This is a genomic window from Pseudomonas sp. PME37.24/025 (genome assembly GCF_055556615.1).
This window is the reverse complement of the sequence record NZ_JBVHNK010000002.1, coordinates 1-20,702: the sequence shown is the minus strand read 5'-3', so window position 1 is coordinate 20,702 and position 20,702 is coordinate 1. Positions and strand designations below refer to the sequence as shown.

Sequence of the window (20,702 nt, the reverse complement as noted above, 5' to 3'; positions counted from 1 at the left end):
AAGAGTGTGCTCGCTGATCAGTATTAATTGCCTTACAAATCATCCAGAAGGTTCCTATACCATAGCCGGACAGCCACAGATTGCAGACGTAGACCTGACACTTTAATCTCGCCGAACTAAACCTTGTACGCAGCGATTAAGTTCGCTGGCAGTCAGGGTGAAGAAACCGGCTCCGGCCGGTTTTTTCGTTTTTCTGCGAGCAGATCAGCGCTGCGCCGTCTCTGCCACCGGATACACCGACTCCCATCCCCCACCCAACGCCTTGTACAAACCAACCATTGCCAACGACACCCCGGTCGAACTCTCGACCCACTGCTGTTGGGTCGCCAGCAATTCGCCTTGCACGGTAAGGACGTTGACGAAATCCACCGCCCCTTCGACGTATTGCTGTTGCGCGGTGCGCAGGGCGATCTGGTTTTGGCGCACGGCTTCGGCGAGGCTGTCGCGGCGCAGTTGGCTGGCGTTGTAGGCGGTGAGTTGATCGTCGATTTCATGCCAGGCCCGCAGCACGGTTTGCTGGTAGGCCAGCGCCGCTTCCTGTTGTTGGGCTTCACGCAGGTGCAGCATGCCGCGCAGGCGACCGCCGTCGAACAGCGGCAGGCTGAACTGCGGACCGATGCTGAACGAGCGCGAGCCCCAGGAACCGAAATCGCTCAATTGCATGGCTTGCGAACCGATATTGCCCGACAGGGTGATCCGTGGATAAAAGTCGCCCTTGGCCACGCCGATGTTGGCGGTCGCGGTATGCAGACGGGCTTCTGCCTGACGGATGTCCGGGCGGCGCTCGGCCAATTGCGACGGCAAGCCGATGGCGACCTGACGCGGGGTTTGCGGCACGGGAGCGTCTGTGGATAACTCGGCGGACAGCGCTTGCGGCGGTTCGCCCATTAACAGACTCAGAGCGTTGATCAGTTGCGACTGACGCTGCTCCAGCGCCGGCAAACGTGATTCGATGGCGGCGACTTGCGCAGCGGCTTCGGCAACGTCCAGATCCGTCGCCACACCATCGGCCCGACGCAGTTGCGAGAGTTTCAAACTGTGCCGGGCGACGTCGAGGTTCTGCTCGGTGACGGCCCGGGTGCTTTGCACACCGCGCAGTTGAATGTAGTCCTGAGCGGTTTCGGCGAGCACCGATAGCAGCACGCCGCGACGATCGTTTTCCGCCACTTCCAGAGTGGCATCAGCGGCTTCGGTTTCGCGGCGCACACGGCCCCAGAAATCCAGCTCCCAAGAGGCGGAAAAGCCTGCATCCCACAGGTTGAACGCCGAGTCGCCGTTGTTGCCCGACGGATCGCTCAAGCCTTCACCGCTGTTGCGTTTGCGCCCGTAGCCGCCGGTGGCGGCGGTGTTGGGATAGCGGTTGGCGGTGATCACCTGGCGCGCGGCGCGGCTTTGCTGCAAGCGGCTGCTGGCGAGTTTCAGGTCGAGGTTGTCGGTCAGGGCGCGTTGGGTCAGGGCCGAGAGTTTTGGGTCGTGGAATACTTCCCACCAGCGTTCGTCCATTTCGGCGGGAGCGATCTGACTGGCGGCGGCTTTGGTTGGTTTCGACCATTGGGCCACTTGTTGCGGCTGAGGTTTCTGGAAGTCCGGGCCGACAGTGCAGGCACTCAATGAAAGCAGACTCAACACAAAAACCACTGAATGAATGCTGACCCTGTGGCGAGGGGGCTTGTCGGACCGCCGCACCGCCCCGTTGGGCCGCGCAGCGGACCCAAAATTTGCGAGCGCTGCGCACTCGAACGGGGGCAAGCCCCCTCGCCACAGGGATGTGCGATTAACAAAGTTCATCGTTGCGCAACCTCATGCTCACCGGTGCTTGCAGTATCAATCCTCGCCTCCACCGACATCCCCACCCGCAACCGCTCGGCCAATGCCTGACCCGGCTCCAGAACGATTTTCACCGGAATCCGTTGCACAACCTTGGTGAAGTTGCCGGTGGCGTTGTCCGGTTTGACCGAGGCGAAGGTCACGCCAGTGGCGGGGGCAATGCTCTCGACGCGACCGCGCAGAGCTTCGCCGCCGAAGCTGTCGACGTGCACTTGCACGCTCTGCCCCGGCTGTACGTCAGTCAGTTGGGTTTCCTGAAAATTGGCGACCACATAAGCCCGCGCCAATGGCACCACGGCCAGAATCTTGCTGCCCGGCGTGACATAGGCGCCGACCCGCACCGCGCGCTCGCCGACCATGCCGTCCTGGGGCGCAACGATGCGCGTATAGGACAGCTCATAGCTGGCCATTTCCAGCGCTGCTTGCGCTCGCTTCAGCCCACCTTCAGCCGCATCACGCTGGGCGGTCAGGATCTCTACCTGCTTGCGTTCAGCCGCCAGCACCGCCGTGGCATTGGCCAAGCGAGCGGAGGCCTGATCGATACGCGTGCGCGCTTGCTGAGCATTCTGCACCGTGCCGGCTCCCACCCCGGCGAGATGGTTATAACGGTTCAGTTCATGCTCGGCGAAGGCCATTTCTGCCTTCGCCGAAACCACCGTGGCCTGGGCCTGAGCGATCACCGATGTCTGGCGCTCAAGGGTTGAACGAGCGTTCTGCAGTTGCGCCCTGGCCACCAGGGTTTGCGCGTCGGCAGCCTCAGCGGCAGCACGTAGATCGCGGTCGTCGATCAATGCCAGTAGCTGTCCGGCCTTGACCTGCTGATTGTCTTCCACCAGCACGTCCTTGATGAACCCCGCCACGCGCGGTGCCACCAGGGTGAAGTCCGCCGAGACGAAGGCATCGTTGGTGTTCTGCTGCGTACGCTTGCCGAACAAGCCCGGCACCAGCAGGTAAACAAATACGCCGAGCGCCATCACTGCGGCAACGCCGACAGCAACTTTTTGCTTTGATTGAATCGTCATAAAAACCTTCTGTTTCAGTGAAGCATTCAAGTCGGCGCGCGCGGTGGATAGATCCGCGTCGGCAGCCAGAAAATCAACAGGATCAGCGCCACGGCGACGCCGGCCATGCACAGATAAAGATCGGAGGACATCAGCACCACGGCCTGTTGATGCAGTCGGTGAGCGAGACCAGCGCTAGTGCCGTCAACCAGAGGCGAATTACCAAGGTTGTCCACCAGCATGGTCGAGTGGAAATGCAGCCCTACAGTGGTCAGCGCCTCGATCACACCGGTGGCGATCACCGCCGCCAGGCCTTTCACCGTGTTGAACCAGGCCGAGGCGAACGGTCCTTCCATCGGGGTGATGCTGCCGGTGGAGAGCATCAACAGCGGCAGCACGGCCATGGGCTGACCGAAAATCTGCAGCCATTGCAGGACGTAGAAATCGTCGCGAATCCATGCCGACGTCAGCTGCGAACCACCGAGGCAAGACAGCGTCAGCATGCTCAGACCGATTCCCAGCACCCAGCGGCAATCGATCCAACGCAGGTTGCACAGCGCCGCCACCAACGGCAGCGCGATCAACTGTGGCAGCGCCGCCAGCAGCATGATCGGCGCGGTCTGCACCGGACGATAACCCTGGACCTGAGCCAGGTAACTGGAAGGAATGAGGACCACCGCGAGCAACACCACCAGCACGCCGGCCAGGGTCAACAGGGCGAACGACAGGTTGCGGATACCGAGCATCTGCAACTTGAAGAACGGAATCGGTTGCGACCACTCATTGATCAGAAACAGCACCAGCAACAGCAGCCCGCCGCCAAGCAGTACGCAAATCAGGCTCGACTCGAACCAGTCCAGCCGATTGCCCTGCAGGATGCCGATCACCAGCATGCAGATCGCCGGAAACCCCAGCAGCAAGCCGCGCCAGTTGAACTGTTTGAAGCGTTCCAGCCGCAGCGGATCCTGAGGCAAACCGTAAGCCACCGCCGCCATGGCAATCAGGCACGGCACGACGATTTGCCAGAAGGTCCATTGCCAGCCGACGTACTCGGTCCACAACCCGGCCAGCGGCGTACCGAGACCGGGGCCGAAGGTCGCCGTCAGGGCATAACCGGCCAGGCCATAGAGTTTCACATTGGCCGGCAGGAACCGCAGGGCAACGGTCATCAGCATCGGCGGCAGCGCGCCGCCGGCCAGACCTTGCAAGGTGCGCATGACCAGCAGGCTTTCGTAATTCGGGGCGAACGGGCACAACACACCCAACAGGGTGAACGCACTGATCGCGCACAGCGTGAAGCGCCGCAACGAGAATGTCACCGAACACCAGGGGGCAAATGCCATGGCGGCCACCGAGGTCGCGGTGTAACTGGCGACCAGCCAGGTGCCTTCGTCGTAACCGATGGCCAACGCGCCGCGAATATCGGCCAGGGCGACCTTGGTCACCATCTCGTTCAGGCCCGACACCAGCACCGCCAGCAACACGCCCACCAGGCCGATGATGATTCGCGGGCCGAAGACCGGTGGCGTGATGGCGGTCGTTGGTTTGGCCGCAGCGAGACGCGCCGTGACCGTGAGGGAAGTCATGTACTACACGCTCCGGAAGGGGAATACCGAAGCATATTAGGGAGAGTGGAAGCTTACGAAAATTGACTTATTGGCAGCTTATAAGTGCGTTTCATGCAGTATTTAGATCTGGAAAACAACACAGATCCCTGTGGGAGCGGGCTTGCCCGCGAAGAGGCCATCACCTTCAACATCAACGCTGACTGACACACCGCTTTCGCGGGCAAGCCCGCTCCCACAAGGGGTATGCGTCAACTCAGGTAGGTTGTGCGGCCAGCCATGTCTCATCGCAACAAGTCTTGAGAGTTTCGCGCATCCAGCGATGGGCCGGATCCTTGTCGAAACGCGGATGCCAGGCCTGAGTCAGCATGAGGGTCGGTAACGGAATCGGCAGGGTAAACGAGCGCAGTTTCAAACCCAGGCGTCGCACGCTCAGCAATGCTTCCTTGGGCACCGGCAGAATCAAATCGGAATCCGGCAAGGCGAACATCGCCGCATGGAAACTCGGTGCAATCACCGCCACCCGCCGCTCCAGCCCCAAGGCGTTAAGCGCCGTGTCGATCGGCCCGCGGGCGATCCCGCGACGGGACATGCTGATATGAGAAAAACCGGCGTAACGTTCGGCGGTGATCTCTTCATCGAACAACGGGTGATCTTCACGCACCAGCCCGACAAAGTGAGTGGAAAACAGGTTCTGCACCTTCACTTCAGGCATCAGCGGCCGGTTGTTGCTGACGCTTAAATCGATGCGTCCTTCGCGCAAGGCTTCGTCGTCTCCATCGCCCTCGGGGACAAAGCGCAATTCACAATGCGGGGCCTGGCGCTCCATCGTGTCGAACAGCTTGCCGCCGTAGACGCCCACAAAGAAATCATTGGCGCGAATACTGAACCGCCGACGCAAACTGCCCAGATCCACGTCATCGGCGGAGCGGAACAGCAAAGCGGCCTGCTCCACCAGGTCCCGCACCTGCTCGCGCAACTCCAGTGCCTTGGGCGTCGGCACCAGACCTCGGCCGGCGCGCACCAGAATCGGATCGCCAATGGCCTCGCGAATCCGTGTCAGCGTCCGGCTCATCGCCGCCGGGCTGAGGTTCATCCGCCGCGCAGCGCCCACCACACTGCCCTCGTCGAGCAAGGCGTCGAGGGCGACTAACAGGTTCATGTCCGGGAGTTGCATGCTGAGCACTCATGTCTGATCTGGATTGATTCAGACGCAATGCTAGCAAACATCCTTCTGACTGATGTATTGGCAGGTCTGCCGCCATCGCGGGCAAGCCCGCTCCCACAGTGATCTTCAGTGGATGCGGACTATGTGTTCAACACAGAACCCTGTGAGAGCGGGCTTGCCCGCGATGACGCCAGATCAGACACCGCAAAACTCAGCGCTGCATCCCCCACCGCTTCACCGTCACCCGCTCCAACGTATCAAACACCAGATTCTCCACCAGCAACCCAATCAAGATCACCACCGCCAACCCGGCAAATACCTTGTCGGTGTACAGCTCATTACGATTCTGGAAGATGTACCAGCCCAAACCACCCTTGCCACTGGTAGCGCCAAACACCAATTCAGCAGCGATCAGCGTACGCCAGGCGAAGGCCCAGCCGATTTTCAGCCCGGCGAGGATCGACGGCAGCGCGGCCGGGATCAGGATGAACAACACGAATCGCATGCCCTTGAGGCCGTAATTGCGCCCGGCCATGCGCAAAGTTTCCGAGACACCGAGAAACCCGGCATAGGTGTTCAAGGCCAACGCCCAGAGCACCGAATGCACCAGTACAAAAATCAGGCTGTTCTGCCCCAGCCCGAACCACAGCAGCGCCAGCGGCAACAGGGCAATGGCCGGCAGCGGGTTGAACATCGAGGTCAGCGTACTCAACAGATCACGACCGAATCGGGTCGACACCGCCAGCGTCGTCAGGACAAACGCCAGAACGATGCCGATCAGGTAACCCTTGAGCAAAACAACCAGCGAAATCCACACCTTGCTCAGCAGTTCGCCGCTGAGCAGGCCATCCTGCAGCGCGCTGGCGGTTTGCAAAAAGCTCGGCAGCAGCAGGTCGTTGTTCTGATAGCGGGCGACGGCTTCCCAAAGCACCGCGAGCAACATCAGGATCAGACTTTTACGCAGCCAGCCCTGCTGCCAGAGGCGCTGGCCGAGCGGTAATTCACGCTCCAGCGGTACGCTGGTCAGCGGCTGCAAAACAGTTTCGTACTCTTTACGCGCAGATGATGAATGGCTCATCGGGCAATCCTCCAATGGCTCAATAAGCAATGCGAATGTCGGTAAAATCCAGCTCACGCTCGGTTTCCGGCGACTGACCTTCATCGAACAACAGCCGATGAATCCGCCGAGCCGACTCCTGGAACGCCACGCCACCCAAGCTGTGCAAGTCGTATTGATGGCTGTGGACTTCCGCCCGCACCCGACCCGGATGGGGCGACAGCAGCAGGATCCGGTTACCCACCACCAACGCCTCTTCGATGGAGTGAGTGACAAACAGCAGCGTGAATCGCACCTCCTCCCAGAGCAGCAACAACTCTTCCTGCATCTTGCGCCGGGTCAGCGCGTCGAGGGCGGCGAAGGGCTCGTCCATCAACAGGATCTTCGGCTGCATCGCCAAGGCGCGAGCAATGGCCACGCGAGCTTTCATGCCGCCAGACAAGGTATGCGGATAGGCATTGGCAAACGCCGCCAGACCGACCTTGTCCAGATAGTGCAGCGCCCGCTCTTCAGCCTCTTTGCGCTTGAGAGTTTTGGAAGCGAGCAGCGGAAACATCACGTTCTGTTTGACGGTTTTCCACGGTGGCAGTTGATCGAACTCCTGGAACACCACGATCCGGTCTGGCCCTGGCGCATCGACCCGCTGGCCTTGCAGACGAATCTCACCCTCACAGGGCTGAATGAACCCGGCAACGGCTTTGAGTAACGTCGACTTGCCGCAGCCGGAAGGACCAAGCAGAACAAAGCGATCCGCCGGATCGATCTCGAAACTGACCTGATGGGTCGCGCGAACCACACGCGCAGGCGTGCGGTATTCCAGGCTGACCTGGTCGACCGACAGCAGCGCTTGAGCTGCCTCGATCGGTTTGCTGACCGTGTGGCCTTGCAAAGGGGCGTTCATGTCGGTCAGCTCCCTTGCAGCGGTTTGGCGTCCTGGAAGAAGTAGTCCTTCCACGAATCCGGCTTGTTCTTGATCGCACCGACACGGTAGAGGAACTCGGCCAGCGGGTAGGTGTTTTTCGGTGTGATGCTGAATTCGAACTGCGGGTTGTCGATGATTTTCAGCAACGCTGCGCGGTCGATTTTTGCCTTGGTGACACGGATGTAAGTGTCGGCCGCCGCACCTTTATCGTTCTGCGCGAACTCGGCCGCTTCAGTCAGCGCGGCGATGAAGGCTTTGTAGGTTTTAGGGTTCTCGTTGCGGAATTTCTCGGTGGCGAACAGCACGGTCGGCGAGTTCGGGCCGAGCAGGTCATAGGTGTTCAGCACCACGTGCACGTTGGGGTTTTCCAGCGCCTGATCCTGGAACGGCGGGTTGGAGAAGTGCCCACTCAACTCGGTGCCGCCAGCGATCAGTGCCGCGGTGGCATCCGGGTGCGGAACGGCGATGGTGTACTTGTCGAGGCGATTGAATTCCTTGTCGCCCCATTGCTTGGCCGCCGCGTATTGCAGGAAGCGCGACTGCACCGAGACCCCGACCGCCGGCACCGCAATGCGGTCCTTTTCGGTGAAGTCGGCGATGGTTTTGACCTTCGGATTATTGCTCACCAGGTAGTAAGGAAAGTTGCCCAGGGAGGCCACGGCTTTGACGTTCTGTTTGCCGTGAGTGCGGTCCCAGATGGTCAGCAGCGGACCGACGCCGGCCCCAGCAATGTCGATGGAACCGGAGAGCAACGCATCGTTGACCGCCGAACCGCCGGAGAGCTGAGTCCAGTCGACCTTGATGTCGATGCCTTCCTGCTTGCCGTACTTCTCGATCAAATTCTGATCGCGCACCACGTTGAGCAGCAGATAAACGATGCCGAACTGTTCGGCGATACGGATTTCACCTTCGGCGTGAGCCACGGTCGGCGCTACCAGGCTGCCGGCGAGCAGGCTGAAACCCAGGCCAATGGCCGCAGCCAAGGGTGCAAATGGAAGACGTTTGGACATGGGAATTCTCCGAAATCAGAAAGGCGCGTCGCCCTGGATGGTGGTGCGATACAACTTGCGGCGCAGATGGCTGGGGCATCCGGCGGCGAGGTGAATCAGCGAACGGTTGTCCCAGAACACCAGGTCGTGGGCCTGCCATTGATGGCGGTAAATGTTTTGCGGCAGCACGCTGTGGGCATAGAGCTCGTCGAGCAATTGTTTGCTCTCGTCTTCCGGCAAACCGACGATGCGGGTGGTGAAGCCCTCGCTGACGAACAACACCTTGCGGCCGTTTTCCGGGTGGGTTCGGACGATGGGGTGAACCACCTCGGCGACCTGAGCGAGTTGCTCCGGCGTCAGGGTCGGGCGCCAGTTACCTTCAAACTTTGTTTCGCTGTAGCGCGCTGTGTAGGAATGCGCGGCCGAGCGGCCTTCGACGGCTTTACGCAGCGCCTCGGGCAGGCTGTCCCAGGCTTTGTGCATGTCGGCGAACAGCGTGTCGCCGCCTTCGGACGGCAGCTCCTGGGCATGCAGCATCGAGCCCAGGCTCGGCAGTTCTTTATAGGACAGGTCCGAGTGCCAGAACTTGCCGGCGTCACCGAGGCCGATGGATTGGCCGTTTTCGATGATATTGGAAACGATGAGGATTTCTGGATGCCCGGCCAGCAGGAACTGTTTGAGCACGTGGATCTGCAACACACCGAAACGGCGGCTGAAAGCGATCTGCTGTTCGGGGGTAATGCGCTGGTCGCGGAACACCACGACGTGATGGTCCAGGTGCGCGCGATGGACGCGGGCGAAGTCCTGGTCATTGATCGGGCGGGACAGGTCCAGGCCGATGATTTCGGCACCGACGGCACCGCTGAATGGTCGGACTTCGAAGACTTGCGACGCGAGGGTGGCGGCGCTGGTTGATGCAGGCTTTGGAGAAAAAGAGACGGCTGACATAAAAATCACTCCCACGCACGGCACGCTCAAAGGCGCGCGTCGATCAGAAACTCACGGAGGTCCCGTGTTGGTTCGTGTCGTGCGGCGCGCCGATTAGTCGGCAGGTACGCAGGGGAGTGACTTTATAGGTATAAGAATTGAAATTTAAATACCGTTAGAGAATAACGATATGGCAGAACAGGCGACGAGTAACCTGTGGCGAGGGAGCTTGCTCCCGCTGGACTGCGTAGCAGTCCCTTTTTTTGGATAAAGAGGGGGGCGCTTCGCGCCCCAGCGGGAGCAAGCTCCCTCGCCACAGGTTTAGCGTCCTACCGCTCGTGCAACGCCTCGGCCCGAGCCCGAATAATCGGCTTGAGCAAGTAACTGAGCACGGTCTTCTTGCCGGTAATGATATCCACCGACGCCACCATCCCCGGGATGATCAGCAGCGGTTTTTCATCCGTCCCGAGGTGGCTGCGCTCGGTGCGCAGTTTGATGATGTAGTACGTGGTCTTCTTGTCTTCGTCGGTGATGGTGTCGGCACCGATCTGCTCCAGCTTGGCTTTGAGGCCACCATAAATGGTGTAGTCGTAAGCCGTGAACTTCACCGTGGCGTCCTGCCCCGGATGCAGAAAGGCGATGTCTTGCGGACGAATCTTTGCCTCCACCAGCAACGTGTCGTCCAACGGTACGATCTCCACCAGGTCGCTGCCCGGCTGGATCACGCCGCCGATGGTGTTCACCAGCAACTTGTTGACGATGCCGCGCACCGGCGATGTCACCAGCGTCCGGCTGACCCGGTCTTCCAGCGCCTTACCGGTGGCCTGGGCCTTGTTCAGATCGGTGCGTGCTTCGTTGAGTTGGGTCAGGGCTTCGCTGCGAAATTTGCCGCGAGTCTCGTCTATCTTGCGCTGAACTTCCTTGATCGCCGATTCGGCGCGCGGGATCGCCAGGGTGGTGGCATCCAGTTGGCCGCGGGTTTCAACCTCGGCGCGTTTGAGGCGCAAAACCTCAACCGGTGACACCGCGCCCTGAGCCACCAACGGCTCGGACATGTTGATTTCCTGACGCTGCAAGGCCAGGCCGCTGCGGTACTGAGCCTGCTTGGAAGTGAACTCGCGCAGCTCTTGTTGACGCTGGATCAATTGCTCCTTCAAGCCACCGATTTCATCGTGCAATTGCTGACGACGGCTGATGTACAGCGACTCTTCACTGGCAGCCTGAGTGGGAACAGCCTTGAGCACGTCGGTGGGGAAGTTCAGCGGACGGTCATCGACCTCGGCGCTCAAGCGCTCCACACGCAGCAGCATCGACAGTCGATCGGCCTCGGTTTCACCGACGTTGGAGGCAAACCGCGTGTCGTCCAGACGAATCAGCGGCGCACCGGCCTCGACGATCTGCCCTTCGGTGACGAACAACTCGGAGACGATGCCGCCCTCAAGGTTCTGGATTTTCTGGATCTTCGATGACGGAATCGCCTTGCCGTCGCCCTTGGTGACTTCATCGATCACCGCGAAGTTCGCCCAGAGCATCAGGAACACGAAGAAGCCGATGATCGCCCAGATCGTCAACCGCACCACACGCGGGGCGTCTTCGATCAGCGCTTTGTTGACCTCGGGAAGCGGCTGGCCTTGCAGCGATGCGGAGCCTTTGAAGTAGCGGCGGATGGATTCTTTGACCCCGGACTTAAGCAACACTGATCTGCCCCTTCTTCAACGCTTCCATCACGGCGGCTTTCGGGCCATCGGCGAGTATCTGCCCACGGTCGATCACCAGCAGCCGATCCACCAGCGACAACAGCGAAGCCCGGTGCGTCACCAGCACCACGGTCTTGTTTTCAACCACTGCAGCGAGGCGTTGCTTGAGACGTTCTTCACCGGTGTTGTCCATGGCGCTGGTCGGTTCGTCCAGCAGCAGGATCGGCGGGTTGAGCAGCAGCGCTCGGGCCAGGGCGACGTTCTGACGCTGACCGCCGGAGAGGTTCTGCCCACGTTCACCGACTTGCAGCTCATAACCTTGCGGGTGCAGACGGGCGAACTCGTGAACGCCGGCCAGTTCCGCCGCTTGCAGCACCAATTCGTCTTCGACGTAACGCGCGCCCGAGACCAAATTGTCGCGCAAGGTGCCGGCGAGCAATTGAATGTCCTGAGGCACGTAGCCGATGTTGTGGCGCAATTCGCTGACGTCGATCTGACGGATATCCACACCATCCACCAGCAACGCGCCGTCGTCCGGCTGATAGAGGCCCACCAGCAATTTAGCCAGGGAGCTTTTGCCCGAGCCGCTGCGGCCAATGATGCCGATCTTCTCGCCGGGCTTGATGATCAGGTTGATGTTCTTCAGCGCGGGGTTCTGCTGATCCGGATAAGTGAAGTTCAACTGGCGGCATTCAATGGCGCCCTGCAGCACCTTGCGGCTCAGCGGACGCTCGTCGAAATTGCGCTCCTGCGGCAGCTCCATCATCTGATCGACCGAGGTCATGGTCACGCGGGCCTGCTGGTAGCGGGTCAGCAGGCCGGACAACGAAGCCAATGGGCTGAGGGCACGACCGCTGAGCATGTAGCACGCAATCAAACCGCCCATGCTCAGATGGCCGTCGATGATCTGGTACACGCCGAAGACGATCATGATCACCCCGGCCAGTTGCTGAATCAGCAAGGTGATGTTCATCGCCAGACCGGACAGCATTTTCACCCGCAGCTCGAGGCGGCTGAGGGTGCCGATGGTTTGCTCCCACTGATACTGGCGTTCGCTTTCGGCGTTGTTGACCTTCACCGCATCGAGGCCGGCGAGGGTTTCGATCAGGCTCGACTGGCGCTCGGCGCCCAGGGCCATGGTTCGTTCCATGGTCGCCACCAGTGGCTTCTGCAAGGCATAACCGATCAGCAAGGCAATCGGGAACGCCAGCACCGGAATCCACACCAGATGCCCGCCCAGAATCGCGATGACCATGAAGATCAGCAGCGTAAACGGCAGGTCGATCAGGCTGGTGAGGGTCAGCGACGCGAGGAAGTCCCGCAGGCTCTGAAACTCATGGATGTTCTGGGCGAAGCTGCCGACCCGGGCCGGGCGGTACTTCATGGCCATGCCGACAATGCGCTCGAACAACGTGGCCGAGATGATCAGGTCGGTTTTCTTGCCGGCCAGGTCCAGGCACAAGCTGCGCAGGCTCTTGAGGATCAGGTCGAACACATAAGCGCCCGTGATGCCGATGGCCAGGACCCACAGGGTCGATTCGGCCTGGTTCGGCACCACGCGGTCGTAGACATTCATCACGAACAGCGGCGCGGCCATGGCAATGATGTTGATCAGAAAACTGGCAGCGATGGCATCGACGTACAGCCAGCGCGAACGCTTGAGGGTGTCGCGAAACCACGAGCGTGCGCGCGGGATCAGCGTGCCGTGGTTAACGTCGAATTTATGTTGGGGTTGGGCGAAGAAGACTTTGCCGCTGTAATCGTCGGCGAGCAGTTCACGGCTGACGCAGACCTCGCCACCATCGCTTTCGCTGAGCAGCAGGCGGGCCTGATCTTCACCGTGCCAACCGAGCAGCACCGCACTGCGACCGTCCTTGAGCAGCAACAGCGCCGGCATGGCAATCGCCGGAATCTGCTCCAGCTTGCGTTGCAACACCCGCCCTTGCAGCCCGGCGCGAGCGGCCGCACGGGGCAGCAGTTCGACGCTCAGGCGTTGTTTGGGCAGCGGCAGGCCGGTGGTCAGCATCGCGGCGCTGGCCGGTTTCTGGTGCAAAGTGCAAAGGGCTAACAGGCCGTCCAGTAACGGATCGTCATGCAGCGCGCGCGGATCATGAATGAGTTGAACTCGACTGACTTCTGATTCCACGCTCGACACTCTTGGCTAACGATTAAAATGGGGCAGGACTCAATTCATCCCGGGCAGCTGAACCTTGGGCTTCACGTCGTTTTGCACAACGGATGCCAACGGTGCGACTACGCCCTGACTTTTGAGCAATTCGCCCATGGTCGCCTTGATTCGGTACTGAGTAAATAACTGAATGTTTTTGATCTCGGCCAGCCGACGGGAAGCGCTGAACAGCTCGTTTTCACTGTCGAGCAGGTCGAGCAATGTCCGCTCTCCGAGGCTGAACTGCTTCTGATACGCGCTGCGCACACTGGCGCTGCGATCGACATATTGCTGGGCGATCGGCACTTGGGCGTTGGCGTTGTTCAGGGCGTTCCAGGCCAGGCCCAGTTCTTCGTTCAACACACGCAGGGCGTTGTTGCGAATATCCAGCGCCTGGTTCGACAGGTAGGACTTGGATTCCAGATCAGCCTTGTTGCTGCCACCGGCAAACAAATTGAAGCGCATGCGCAGCATGGCCTGCCATTCGTTGTTGTGACCGTTCTGACCATCGAGATCGTTATCGGCGGTGCGACCCAGTTCGGCATCGAAGCGCGGGTAGAAGCTCGACTTGGCGGCTTCATACTGCTTCTCGGCGGCGGCGATATCGGATTCGGCGGAGCGCAGGATCGGGCTGTTTTCCAACATCTGCGCCCGGGCTTCATTCAGGTTGGCCGGCAACAGCGCCATAAAATCGGCAGGCCGCTCCAGTTGATCGGGCATCTGGCCGACGGCACTGAGGAAGTTGGTCTCAGCGTCAGCCAGGTTGGTCTGTTCAGTGATCAGGTTGTTGCGGGCCTGCGCCATACGCGCGTCAGCCTGATCAAGGTCGGCACCGCTGCCGACACCGCGCTGGGTGCGCAACTTGATCTGGTCGAGAATCCGTTCGTGGTTCTTCAGATTGTCTTCGGCCAGGCGCACGAATTCGCGGCGGGTCAATACATCGAGATAGACCTGAGCGACGGTCAGCCCGGTACGTTCCGACGTGCCCAGCAAGGAATAAGCGCGGGAATTAACGGTGGCTTGTTGACGCCCCACTTCACTGGACGTCGCAAAACCGTCAAAAACCATCTGCGACAGACGTAAACTTGACTCGCTGCGGTTCAGCGTTTCCCAGTGATTGTTGTTGCCGGTGGTACGGGTGGTGACGCTGTCGGTGCCTTCACGACCATAACCGCCCAGCAGATCGACCCTTGGCAGGTATCCCCCTTTGGCGGCCTTTAACTGATAATCCGCGGCCAATCGACTGTTGACCCCTGCCTGGATTTCCGGATGGACATCCAGCGCCTGCTGCATGGCTTGCGGAAGGCTTTGTGCCTGAACAAAACTGGTGGCAAGGGCGAAGGGTAGAACCTTGAACAGGTGCAAACGCATAGTTGGAATTTCCCGGGACTTCTTGTCTTGGAATCACTGCAGAACGTGGCACTGCATCGGATGATGGCAACCGGAATGACCGCATGTCGGAAAGTTCAAAATCGGAACTGGATCACACGTTGTAGGACAGGTCGCCGCTTAAATATCAATGTGACATTAGTGGGGCGATTGTTTAGGATGGCACCCAGAAGGTCAATAGTTTGGCATAAAGTTAATTTCGAAAAAATATAGCCAAATTATTGACGATTACCGCGTCAAAGTTATGCATCAAACATCTTTGAAAGTACGTCCAGCCCCGATCGGCGAACACGCCGACCGGTTCATGGAAGCCAACTGAACGTGACACCCGGAGAGTCTTCAATGAGCAGTGTTGTTGCCATCGTCAAAAGCATTGTTGGTCAGGTTTTCGCGGTGTCGCCAGAAGGCGTTCGCCGCGTACTCGTTGAAGGCGACCGGTTGCTCGTCGGCGATCAGGTAGACACTGGTGCCGCCGGCGCTATTACGCTCGAACTGGCTGACGGCCGAACCCTGGACCTGGGCCGCGACACTCAGTGGAGCGGCAGCGATCCAGACTCCAGCACCGACCTTGCGCAAGCCACAGCACAAGCCGCGCCATCGGTTGACGAATTGCAGCAAGCCATCGCCGCTGGCGTCGACCCGACCACCGCTCTTGAAGCCACCGCCGCCGGCCCTGCGGCTGCGGGCACGGGTGGTGCTGCCGGTGGTGGCCACAGCTTCGTGGTGCTGGATGCAACCGCTGGCCGGGTCGACCCGACCATTGGTTTCCCGACCGCAGGCATCGGCACTGCCGCTTTGGCAACACAAAACACCACCGGCGGCCAGACTGCCAATACCAGCACCAACGCCCCGCGCGAATCGACCCTGAGCCTGAGCGCCACGCCAACCATCACCGAGGCCGGTGGCGTGCTGGTTTATACCGCGACCCTGACCCAGGCACCGCTGACCGACCTGACCATCACCCTGTCCAACGGCGCGGTGATCGTGATCACAGCCGGCCAAACCACCGGCACCGTCAGCGTTCCGCTGGCACCCAACGACACTGTTTATAACGATCCAACCCAGATCAACGTGACCGTCACCGGCACCACGGGCGGCAGCGGTATCGTGGTCACCCCGCCTACCGCTCCGGCCGTGACCCAGGTCACCGACACCGTCGACACCACAACGGTCACACTGACAGCGGGCTCAACCGTCACCGAAGGTGGCCAGATCACCTACACCGCGACATTGACCAATCCGGCGCAGACGCCAGTCACCGTCACTTTGTCCAACGGTTCGACCATCACCATCGCCGCGGGCAATACCACCGGCAGCGTGAACGTTCCGACGCCGGCCAATGACGTGTACAACAATGGCAGTACCGTCAACACCACAATTACCGGCGCGACTGGTGGCAACTTCGAAAATCTGGTGCCGAACCCGACCCCGGCCGTCACCACCATTACCGATTCGGTCGACACCACCACCGTCACGCTGACGGCCGGCTCGACTGTGACCGAAGGCGGTCAGATCACTTACACCGCGACCCTGACCAACCCGGCGCAGACACCGGTCACCGTGACCCTGTCCAACGGTTCGACCATTACCATCACCGCGGGCAACACCACCGGCAGCGTGAACGTTCCGACGCCGGCCAATGACGTTTACAACAATGGCAGCACCGTCAGCACCACCATCACCGGGACTACCGGCGGCAACTTCGAAAATCTGGTGCCGAACCCGACCCCGGCCGTCACCACCATTACCGATTCGGTCGACGACACTGGCCTGACCCTGTCCGCCACCGGCAGCGTCACTGAAGGTGGCCAGATCACCTACACCGCGACCCTGACCAACCCGGCGCAGACACCGGTCACCGTGACCCTGTCCAACGGTTCGACCATTACCATCGAAGCCGGTAAAACCACCGGTTCCGTGAGCGTCGACACCCCGGCCAATGACGTCTACAACAACGGCAGCACCGTCAGCACCACGATCACTGGCGCTACCGGCGGCAACTTCGAGAACCTCGTACCGAACACCACGCCGGCCGTCACCACCATCACCGACTCGATCGACAACACCGGCCTGAGCCTCAGCGCCACCGGCAGCGTCGTCGAAGGTGGCCAGATCACCTACACCGCCACCCTGACCAACCCGGCCGGCACGCCGATGACCGTGACCTTGAGCAACGGCTCGGTCATTACCATCGAAGCGGGCAAGACCACCGGCAGCGTGACTGTCGACACCGCGGCCAACGACGTCTACAACAATGGCAGCACCGTCAGCACTACGATCACCGGCACCACCGGCGGCAATTTCGAGCAACTGACCCCGAGCATCGAACCGGCACTCACTACCATTACCGATTCGAAAGACGACACTGGCCTGAGCCTGTCGGCGTCCACCGAAGTGGCCGAAGGTGGTCAGATTCTGTACACCGCGACGTTGACCAATCCAGCCGGTACGCCGGTCACGGTGACGCTGAGCAACGGTGCAGTGATCACCATCGCCGCTGGCGCGACCACCGGCAGCGTGAGCGTCGATGCGCCTGCCGATGATGTTTATAAAGATGCCGGCAAGGTTGAAGTGACCATCACGGACGCCGACGGTGGCAACTTTGAAAACCTGGTGACTGACCCGGCGGCGGCGGTCACCGAGGTGACCGACACCCTCGACACTTCGACCGTGAACCTGACCGCGACGTCTACCGTCGCTGAGGGCGGGACCGTGGTTTACACCGCGTCCGTGTCAGCGCCGGTCACCGGCTCGCCAGTGGTTGTCACCCTGTCCAACGGCCAGACCATTACCATCCCGGTCGGGTCGAGCAGCGGTTCTGTAAACTTCACCGCGCCGAACGATGCGCTGGCCGGTGGCAGCTCGCTGAGCGTCAAGATCGACGATGCCAAGGGCGGTAACTACGAGAAGCTGGAAGTCGACGGCAAGTCGGCGGACACCTCGGTGACTGACACCGCGGACACCACCAAACTGTCGCTGACCGCGACCGGTGCCGTGGATGAAGGCGGCCAGATTACCTACACGGCGACCCTGACCAATGCGGCCGGTACACCGGTCACCGTAACTTTGTCGAATGGTGCAGTGATCACCATCGAAGCGGGTAAAACCACCGGTTCCGTGACCGTCGATGCACCGAAGGACGATGTCTACAAAGACGCCGGCACTGTCGAAGCAACCATCCAAGCTGCGACCGGCGGCAATTTCGAGAATTTGGTTGCCAGCGATACACCGGCGGTGACCACCGTCAACGACACCATTGATACCAGCACCGTTTCGCTGACTGCCACTTCGAGCGTCGCCGAAGGCGGCACCGTGGTTTACACCGCGTCCGTGTCGGCGCCGGTGACCGGTTCGCCAGTGGTTGTGACCCTGTCCAATGGCCAGACCATCACCATTCCGGTCGGTTCGAATAGCGGTTCTGTCAACTTCGTTGCGCCAAATGATGCGTTGGCCGGTGGCGGCTCCTTGAGCGTCAAGATCGACGGCGCTACGGGCGGCAACTACGAGAAGCTGGAAGTCGACGGCAAGTCGGCGGACACCTCGGTGACCGACACCGCTGACACCACCAACCTGTCACTGACTGCGACCGGTGCCGTGGATGAGGGCGGCCAGATCACCTACACCGCGACCCTGACCAACGCGGCCGGTACACCGGTCACCGTGACCTTGTCGAATGGTGCCGTGATTACCATCGAAGCGGGCAAAACCACCGGCTCCGTGACCGTCGACGCACCGAAGGACGACGTCTATAAAGATGCCGGCACCGTTGAAGCGACCATCAAAGGCGCGACCGGCGGCAATTTCGAGAACCTGGTCGCCAGCGATACACCGGCGGTGACCACCGTCAACGACACCATTGATACCAGCACCGTTTCGCTGACAGCCACTGCGAGCGTCGCCGAAGGCGGCACCGTGGTTTACACCGCCTCCGTCAGCGCTCCTGTCACCGGTTCGCCAGTGGTCGTGACCCTGTCGAACGGTCAAATCATCACCATCCCGATCGGCGAAACCACTGGCAGCGTGAACTTTGTCGCGCCAAACAGCCCGCTGGCGGGCGGCAGCTCCCTGAGCGTCAAAATTGACGGCGCTACCGGCGGCAACTACGAGAAGCTGGAAGTTGACGGCAAGTCGGCGGACACCTCGGTAACTGATACCGCGGACACCACCACTCTCAGCCTGAGCGCGACCGACTCCGTGGCTGAAGGCGGCTCCATCGTTTACACCGCGACCCTGACCAACGCCGCCGGCACTCCGGTCACCGTCACGCTGAGCAACGGCGCCGTGATCACCATCGCCGCCGGTGCCACCAGCGGTTCCGTGACCGTCGACGCGCCGAAGGACGACGTCTACAAAGACGCCGGCCAAGTTGAAGTGACCATCAAGGACGCTGCGGGCGGCAACTTCGAAAACCTGGCGACCAACCCGGCGGCAGCGGTCACCGAGGTGACTGACACCATCGACACCTCGACCGTGAACCTCACCGCGACCAGCACTGTGGCCGAAGGCGGCACCGTGGTTTACACCGCGTCCGTGTCGGCACCGGTCACCGGTTCGCCAGTCGTCGTCACCCTGTCCAACGGCCAGACCATCACCATTCCGGTCGGCTCAAGCAGCGCCAGTGTCAACTTCACTGCGCCAAATGATGCCCTGGCCGGTGGCACATCCCTGAGCGTCAAGATCGACGACGCCAAGGGCGGTAATTACGAGAAGCTGGAAGTCGACGGCAAGTCGGCCGACACCTCGGTCACCGACACCGCGGACACCACCAACCTGTCGCTGACCGCGACCGGCACCGTGGATGAAGGCGGCCAGATCACCTACACCGCGACCCTGACCAACGCCGCCGGCACACCAGTAACCGTCACACTCAGCAACGGCGCCGTCATCACCATCGAAGCGGGTAAAACTACCGGTTCCGTGACCATCGATGCACCGAAGGACGACGTCTATAAAGACAACGGCACCGTCGAAGCGACCATCAAAGGCGCGACCGGCGGCAACTTTGAGAACCTGGTCACCAGCAATACGCCTGCGGTGACCACCGTCAATGACACCATCGACACCAGCACCGTTTCGCTGACAGCCACCGCGAATGTCGCCGAAGGCGAAACCGTGGTCTACACCGCGTCCGTCAGCGCCCCGGTCACCGGTTCGCCAGTGGTCGTCACCCTGTCCAACGGTCAGAGCATCACCATCCCGGTCGGCGAAACCACCGGCAGCGTGAACTTTGTCGCACCAAACAGCCCCCTCGCGGGCGGCAGCTCGCTGAGCGTCAAGATTGACGGTGCAACGGGCGGTAATTACGAGAAGTTGGACGTCGACGGCAAGTCGGCGGATACCTCGGTGACCGACACTGCGGACACCACCAACCTGTCGCTGACTGCGACCGGTGCCGTGGATGAGGGTGGCCAGATCACCTACACCGCGACCCTGACCAACGCCGCCGGCACTCCGGTCACCGTGACGCTGAGCAACGGCGCCGTGATCACCATCGAAGCGGGTAAAACTACCGGCTCCGTGACCGTCGACGCACCGAAGGACGACGTCTACAAGGACGCCGGCCAGGTTGAAGTCACGATCAAGGACGCTGCGGGCGGCAACTTCGAAAACCTGGCGACCAATCCAGCGGCGGCGGTCACCGACGTGACCGATACCATCGACACCTCGACCGTGAACCTCACCGCGACCAGCACTGTGGCCGAAGGCGGCACCGTGGTTTACACCGCGTCCGTGTCGGCGCCGGTGACCGGTTCGCCGGTGGTTGTGACCCTGTCCAATGGCCAGACCATCACCATCCCGGTCGGTTCGAGTAGCGGTTCTGTCAACTTCGTTGCGCCAAATGATGCGTTGGCCGGCGGCGGCTCCTTGAGCGTCAAAATTGACGGCGCTACGGGCGGCAACTACGAGAAGCTGGACGTCGACGGCAAGTCGGCGGACACCTCGGTGACTGATACCGCGAGCACCACCACTCTCAGCCTGAGCGCGACCGACTC

12 protein-coding genes are annotated in these 20,702 nt (G+C 60.9%); 1 reads left to right on the top strand and 11 read right to left on the bottom strand.

The genetic code is table 11. The features are described from left to right. Positions 1-204: 204 nt before the first annotated feature. The 11 genes from ACZ3HH_RS03285 to ACZ3HH_RS03235 form a co-directional block, all read right to left on the bottom strand. Positions 205-1,788 (bottom strand): efflux transporter outer membrane subunit, encoded by a 1,584-nt coding sequence (locus ACZ3HH_RS03285; protein WP_465802749.1) that lies wholly within the window; start codon positions 1,786-1,788, stop codon positions 205-207. Next, entirely contained in the window at positions 1,785-2,849 is a 1,065-nt protein-coding gene (locus ACZ3HH_RS03280) for an HlyD family secretion protein (RefSeq protein ID WP_465802748.1), read from the bottom strand. Before ACZ3HH_RS03280 ends, ACZ3HH_RS03285 begins: the two co-directional genes overlap by 4 nt. Before the next feature lie 26 nt (positions 2,850-2,875). Beyond that, positions 2,876-4,414 (bottom strand): MFS transporter, encoded by a 1,539-nt coding sequence (locus ACZ3HH_RS03275; RefSeq protein ID WP_465802747.1) that lies wholly within the window; start codon positions 4,412-4,414, stop codon positions 2,876-2,878. Between the two features lie 235 nt (positions 4,415-4,649). After that, positions 4,650-5,570: a LysR family transcriptional regulator gene (locus ACZ3HH_RS03270; protein ID WP_217855015.1), complete on the bottom strand. Its 921-nt coding sequence runs from the start codon at positions 5,568-5,570 to the stop codon at positions 4,650-4,652. A gap of 202 nt (positions 5,571-5,772) precedes the next feature. Further along, on the bottom strand, positions 5,773-6,639 hold the full coding sequence (locus ACZ3HH_RS03265; RefSeq protein ID WP_465802746.1) for an ABC transporter permease: 867 nt from the start codon (positions 6,637-6,639) through the stop codon (positions 5,773-5,775). A 19-nt stretch (positions 6,640-6,658) separates the two neighbouring features. Next, positions 6,659-7,519 carry an ABC transporter ATP-binding protein gene (locus ACZ3HH_RS03260; protein WP_465802745.1) on the bottom strand — a complete coding sequence of 287 codons (861 nt, stop codon included), beginning with the start codon at positions 7,517-7,519 and terminating at the stop codon, positions 6,659-6,661. Between the two features lie 5 nt (positions 7,520-7,524). Further along, positions 7,525-8,550 carry an ABC transporter substrate-binding protein gene (locus tag ACZ3HH_RS03255; protein ID WP_465802744.1) on the bottom strand — a complete coding sequence of 342 codons (1,026 nt, stop codon included), beginning with the start codon at positions 8,548-8,550 and terminating at the stop codon, positions 7,525-7,527. Positions 8,551-8,565: 15 nt separating this feature from the next. Then, positions 8,566-9,477 (bottom strand): TauD/TfdA dioxygenase family protein, encoded by a 912-nt coding sequence (locus tag ACZ3HH_RS03250; RefSeq protein WP_465802743.1) that lies wholly within the window; start codon positions 9,475-9,477, stop codon positions 8,566-8,568. Between the two features lie 308 nt (positions 9,478-9,785). Beyond that, a complete protein-coding gene (locus ACZ3HH_RS03245) occupies positions 9,786-11,153 on the bottom strand; it encodes an HlyD family type I secretion periplasmic adaptor subunit (protein WP_465802742.1) in 1,368 nt (455 codons plus the stop codon). After that, a complete protein-coding gene (locus ACZ3HH_RS03240; protein WP_465802741.1) occupies positions 11,143-13,299 on the bottom strand; it encodes a type I secretion system permease/ATPase in 2,157 nt (718 codons plus the stop codon). The genes ACZ3HH_RS03245 and ACZ3HH_RS03240 overlap by 11 nt, the downstream gene beginning before the upstream one ends. Before the next feature lie 39 nt (positions 13,300-13,338). Beyond that, the gene (locus ACZ3HH_RS03235) at positions 13,339-14,691 is read right to left on the bottom strand and encodes a TolC family outer membrane protein (protein ID WP_465802740.1); all 1,353 of its coding nucleotides are present in this window, start codon (positions 14,689-14,691) and stop codon (positions 13,339-13,341) included. A gap of 360 nt (positions 14,692-15,051) precedes the next feature. Between ACZ3HH_RS03235 and ACZ3HH_RS03230 the strand changes: the two genes are divergently transcribed. Then, the coding region (locus tag ACZ3HH_RS03230) for a retention module-containing protein (RefSeq protein ID WP_465802739.1) at positions 15,052-20,702 on the top strand (5,651 nt) is incomplete at its 3' end.

What these genes read in the sequence shown, in the direction of transcription:
- ACZ3HH_RS03255 (WP_465802744.1), bottom strand. Translation starts at nt 8,550, where the DNA reads ATGTCCAAACGTCTTCCATTTGCACCCTTGGCTGCGGCCATTGGCCTG.
- ACZ3HH_RS03250 (WP_465802743.1), bottom strand. Translation starts at nt 9,477, where the DNA reads ATGTCAGCCGTCTCTTTTTCTCCAAAGCCTGCATCAACCAGCGCCGCC.
- ACZ3HH_RS03285 (WP_465802749.1), bottom strand. Translation starts at nt 1,788, where the DNA reads ATGAACTTTGTTAATCGCACATCCCTGTGGCGAGGGGGCTTGCCCCCG.
- ACZ3HH_RS03265 (WP_465802746.1), bottom strand. Translation starts at nt 6,639, where the DNA reads ATGAGCCATTCATCATCTGCGCGTAAAGAGTACGAAACTGTTTTGCAG.
- ACZ3HH_RS03270 (WP_217855015.1), bottom strand. Translation starts at nt 5,570, where the DNA reads ATGCAACTCCCGGACATGAACCTGTTAGTCGCCCTCGACGCCTTGCTC.
- ACZ3HH_RS03260 (WP_465802745.1), bottom strand. Translation starts at nt 7,519, where the DNA reads ATGAACGCCCCTTTGCAAGGCCACACGGTCAGCAAACCGATCGAGGCA.
- ACZ3HH_RS03275 (WP_465802747.1), bottom strand. Translation starts at nt 4,414, where the DNA reads ATGACTTCCCTCACGGTCACGGCGCGTCTCGCTGCGGCCAAACCAACG.
- ACZ3HH_RS03280 (WP_465802748.1), bottom strand. Translation starts at nt 2,849, where the DNA reads ATGACGATTCAATCAAAGCAAAAAGTTGCTGTCGGCGTTGCCGCAGTG.
- ACZ3HH_RS03235 (WP_465802740.1), bottom strand. Translation starts at nt 14,691, where the DNA reads ATGCGTTTGCACCTGTTCAAGGTTCTACCCTTCGCCCTTGCCACCAGT.